Genomic DNA, 5,008 nt, shown 5'->3' on the forward strand with positions numbered 1-5,008 from the left:
CTCAGAACTAACACAGTGGACGCGAGCAAATATGGACAAGCCCTCGGCCTATTAGTACCGGTCACCTCCAGCGGTTACCCGCCTTCCAGATCCGGCCTATCAACCCAGTCGTCTACTGGGAGCCTTAACCCCTCAAAGGGGGTGGGAATACTCATCTCGAAGCAGGCTTCCCGCTTAGATGCTTTCAGCGGTTATCCCTCCCGAACGTAGCCAACCAGCCATGCCCTTGGCAGAACAACTGGCACACCAGAGGTTCGTCCGTCCCGGTCCTCTCGTACTAGGGACAGCCCTTCTCAATATTCCTGCGCGCGCAGCGGATAGGGACCGAACTGTCTCACGACGTTCTAAACCCAGCTCGCGTACCGCTTTAATGGGCGAACAGCCCAACCCTTGGGACCGACTCCAGCCCCAGGATGCGACGAGCCGACATCGAGGTGCCAAACCATCCCGTCGATATGGACTCTTGGGGAAGATCAGCCTGTTATCCCCGGGGTACCTTTTATCCGTTGAGCGACGGCGCTTCCACAAGCCACCGCCGGATCACTAGTCCCGACTTTCGTCCCTGCTCGACCCGTCGGTCTCACAGTCAAGCTCCCTTGTGCACTTACACTCAACACCTGATTGCCAACCAGGCTGAGGGAACCTTTGGGCGCCTCCGTTACTCTTTAGGAGGCAACCGCCCCAGTTAAACTACCCATCAGACACTGTCCCTGATCCGGATCACGGACCCAGGTTAGACATCCAGCACGACCAGACTGGTATTTCAACGACGACTCCACCTGAACTGGCGTCCAAGCTTCACAGTCTCCCAGCTATCCTACACAAGCCGAACCGAACACCAATATCAAACTGTAGTAAAGGTCCCGGGGTCTTTCCGTCCTGCTGCGCGAAACGAGCATCTTTACTCGTAGTGCAATTTCACCGGGCCTATGGTTGAGACAGTCGAGAAGTCGTTACGCCATTCGTGCAGGTCGGAACTTACCCGACAAGGAATTTCGCTACCTTAGGATGGTTATAGTTACCACCGCCGTTTACTGGCGCTTAAGTTCTCAGCTTCGCCACACCGAAATGTGACTAACCGGTCCCCTTAACGTTCCAGCACCGGGCAGGCGTCAGTCCGTATACATCGCCTTACGGCTTCGCACGGACCTGTGTTTTTAGTAAACAGTCGCTTCTCGCTGGTCTCTGCGGCCACCCCCAGCTCAAGGAGCAAGTCCTCTCACCGGTGATGGCCCCCCTTCTCCCGAAGTTACGGGGGCATTTTGCCGAGTTCCTTAACCATAGTTCACCCGAACGCCTCGGTATTCTCTACCTGACCACCTGAGTCGGTTTAGGGTACGGGCCGCCATGAAACTCGCTAGAGGCTTTTCTCGACAGCATAGGATCATCCACTTCACCACAATCGGCTCGGCATCAGGTCTCAGCCTTGATGTGTGACGGATTTGCCTATCACACGGCCTACACCCTTACCCCGGGACAACCACCGCCCGGGCTGGACTACCTTCCTGCGTCACCCCATCACTCACCTACTACAAGTCTGGTCCGTCGGCTCCACCACTTTCCATTCCCCGAAGGGTCCGGAACGGCTTCACGGACTTAGCATCGCCTGATTCAATGTTTGACGCTTCACAGCGGGTACCGGAATATCAACCGGTTATCCATCGACTACGCCTGTCGGCCTCGCCTTAGGTCCCGACTTACCCTGGGCAGATCAGCTTGACCCAGGAACCCTTAGTCAATCGGCGCACACGTTTCCCACGTGTGTATCGCTACTCATGCCTGCATTCTCACTCGTGAACCGTCCACCACTAGCTTCCGCTGCAGCTTCACCCGGCACACGACGCTCCCCTACCCATCCATACAGGCGTTGGCCCTATTGTATGAATGACACGACTTCGGCGGTACGCTTGAGCCCCGCTACATTGTCGGCGCGGAATCACTAGACCAGTGAGCTATTACGCACTCTTTCAAGGGTGGCTGCTTCTAAGCCAACCTCCTGGTTGTCTCTGCGACTCCACATCCTTTCCCACTTAGCGTACGCTTAGGGGCCTTAGTCGATGCTCTGGGCTGTTTCCCTCTCGACCATGGAGCTTATCCCCCACAGTCTCACTGCCGCGCTCTCACTTACCGGCATTCGGAGTTTGGCTAAGGTCAGTAACCCGGTAGGGCCCATCGCCTATCCAGTGCTCTACCTCCGGCAAGAAACACACGACGCTGCACCTAAATGCATTTCGGGGAGAACCAGCTATCACGGAGTTTGATTGGCCTTTCACCCCTAACCACAGGTCATCCCCCAGGTTTTCAACCCTGGTGGGTTCGGTCCTCCACGAAGTCTTACCTCCGCTTCAACCTGCCCATGGCTAGATCACTCCGCTTCGGGTCTTGAGCGTGCTACTAAAAACGCCCTGTTCGGACTCGCTTTCGCTACGGCTACCCCACCCGGGTTAACCTCGCAACACACCGCAAACTCGCAGGCTCATTCTTCAAAAGGCACGCAGTCACGACTGTATGTGCAAGCACATACAGCGACGCTCCCACGGCTTGTAGGCACACGGTTTCAGGTACTATTTCACTCCGCTCCCGCGGTACTTTTCACCATTCCCTCACGGTACTATCCGCTATCGGTCACCAGGGAATATTTAGGCTTAGCGGGTGGTCCCGCCAGATTCACACGGGATTTCTCGGGCCCCGTGCTACTTGGGTGTCTCTCAAACGAGCCGCTGATGTTTCGACTACGGGGGTCTTACCCTCTACGCCGGACCTTTCGCATGTCCTTCGCCTACATCAACGGTTTCTGACTCGTCTCACAGCCGGCAGACTGTGAAAGAGAGATCCCACAACCCCGCACACGCAACCCCTGCCGGGTCTCACACGTATACGGTTTGGCCTCATCCGGTTTCGCTCGCCACTACTCCCGGAATCACGGTTGTTTTCTCTTCCTGCGGGTACTGAGATGTTTCACTTCCCCGCGTTCCCTCCACATACCCTATGTGTTCAGGTATGGGTGACAGCCCATGACGACTGCCGGGTTTCCCCATTCGGAAACCCCCGGATCAAAGCCTGGTTGACGGCTCCCCGGGGACTATCGTGGCCTCCCACGTCCTTCATCGGTTCCTGGTGCCAAGGCATCCACCGTGCGCCCTTAAAAACTTGGCCACAGATGCTCGCGTCCACTGTGCAGTTCTCAAACAACGACCAGCCACCCATCACCCCCAACCTGAGCTGGAGTTCACTGGGGCCGGCATCGAAGGCAGGCTAACCAGCCGTACCCTCAGACACCCAACAGCGTGCCCGGCATCCCCGCCACTCGTGATCAGCTTTCCACGCTCCGAAGAGCAGTACTGGCAGCCCGAGATGACTGAAAATGCCGAATAATCAACGTTCCACCCATGAGCAACCACCGTCGAACGTGTGCCGACGTAATGGCCCTGGACCACCAAGCACGCTTGGCGGCCTAGATGCTCCTTAGAAAGGAGGTGATCCAGCCGCACCTTCCGGTACGGCTACCTTGTTACGACTTCGTCCCAATCGCCAGTCCCACCTTCGACAGCTCCCTCCCCACAAGGGGGTTGGGCCACCGGCTTCGGGTGTTACCGACTTTCGTGACGTGACGGGCGGTGTGTACAAGGCCCGGGAACGTATTCACCGCAGCAATGCTGATCTGCGATTACTAGCAACTCCGACTTCATGGGGTCGAGTTGCAGACCCCAATCCGAACTGAGACAGGCTTTTTGAGATTCGCTCCACCTCACGGTATCGCAGCTCATTGTACCTGCCATTGTAGCACGTGTGCAGCCCAAGACATAAGGGGCATGATGACTTGACGTCGTCCCCACCTTCCTCCGAGTTGACCCCGGCGGTCTCCTGTGAGTCCCCGTCACCCCGAAGGGCACGCTGGCAACACAGGACAAGGGTTGCGCTCGTTGCGGGACTTAACCCAACATCTCACGACACGAGCTGACGACAGCCATGCACCACCTGTACACCGACCACAAGGGGGGCACCATCTCTGATGCTTTCCGGCGTATGTCAAGCCTTGGTAAGGTTCTTCGCGTTGCGTCGAATTAAGCCACATGCTCCGCTGCTTGTGCGGGCCCCCGTCAATTCCTTTGAGTTTTAGCCTTGCGGCCGTACTCCCCAGGCGGGGAACTTAATGCGTTAGCTGCGGCACCGACGACGTGGAATGTCGCCAACACCTAGTTCCCACCGTTTACGGCGTGGACTACCAGGGTATCTAATCCTGTTCGCTCCCCACGCTTTCGCTCCTCAGCGTCAGTAATGGCCCAGAGATCCGCCTTCGCCACCGGTGTTCCTCCTGATATCTGCGCATTTCACCGCTACACCAGGAATTCCGATCTCCCCTACCACACTCTAGCCTGCCCGTATCGAATGCAGACCCGGGGTTAAGCCCCGGGCTTTCACACCCGACGTGACAAGCCGCCTACGAGCTCTTTACGCCCAATAATTCCGGACAACGCTTGCGCCCTACGTATTACCGCGGCTGCTGGCACGTAGTTAGCCGGCGCTTCTTCTGCAGGTACCGTCACTTGCGCTTCTTCCCTGCTGAAAGAGGTTTACAACCCGAAGGCCGTCATCCCTCACGCGGCGTCGCTGCATCAGGCTTTCGCCCATTGTGCAATATTCCCCACTGCTGCCTCCCGTAGGAGTCTGGGCCGTGTCTCAGTCCCAGTGTGGCCGGTCGCCCTCTCAGGCCGGCTACCCGTCGTCGCCTTGGTGAGCCATTACCTCACCAACAAGCTGATAGGCCGCGGGCTCATCCTTCACCGCCGGAGCTTTTAACCACCACAGATGCCCGTAGCAGTATTATCCGGTATTAGACCCCGTTTCCAGGGCTTGTCCCAGAGTGAAGGGCAGATTGCCCACGTGTTACTCACCCGTTCGCCACTAATCCCCACCGAAGTGGTTCATCGTTCGACTTGCATGTGTTAAGCACGCCGCCAGCGTTCGTCCTGAGCCAGGATCAAACTCTCCGTGAATGTTTACCCGT

General features: G+C 57.3%; 2 rRNA genes. Both read right to left on the minus strand.

The window, feature by feature from the left end:
• Nucleotides 1-31 precede the first annotated feature (31 nt).
• A 23S ribosomal RNA gene (locus ACFYRX_RS46710) occupies nucleotides 32-3,156 on the minus strand.
• A gap of 313 nt (nucleotides 3,157-3,469) precedes the next feature.
• Nucleotides 3,470-4,997 (minus strand): 16S ribosomal RNA (locus ACFYRX_RS46715).
• Together the 16S and 23S rRNA genes form the textbook arrangement of a ribosomal RNA operon.
• Between the last annotated feature and the right edge of the window lie 11 nt (nucleotides 4,998-5,008).

Origin of the sequence: Streptomyces sp. NPDC005374 (assembly GCF_042872225.1) — a bacterium.
GTDB lineage: Bacteria > Actinomycetota > Actinomycetes > Streptomycetales > Streptomycetaceae > Streptomyces.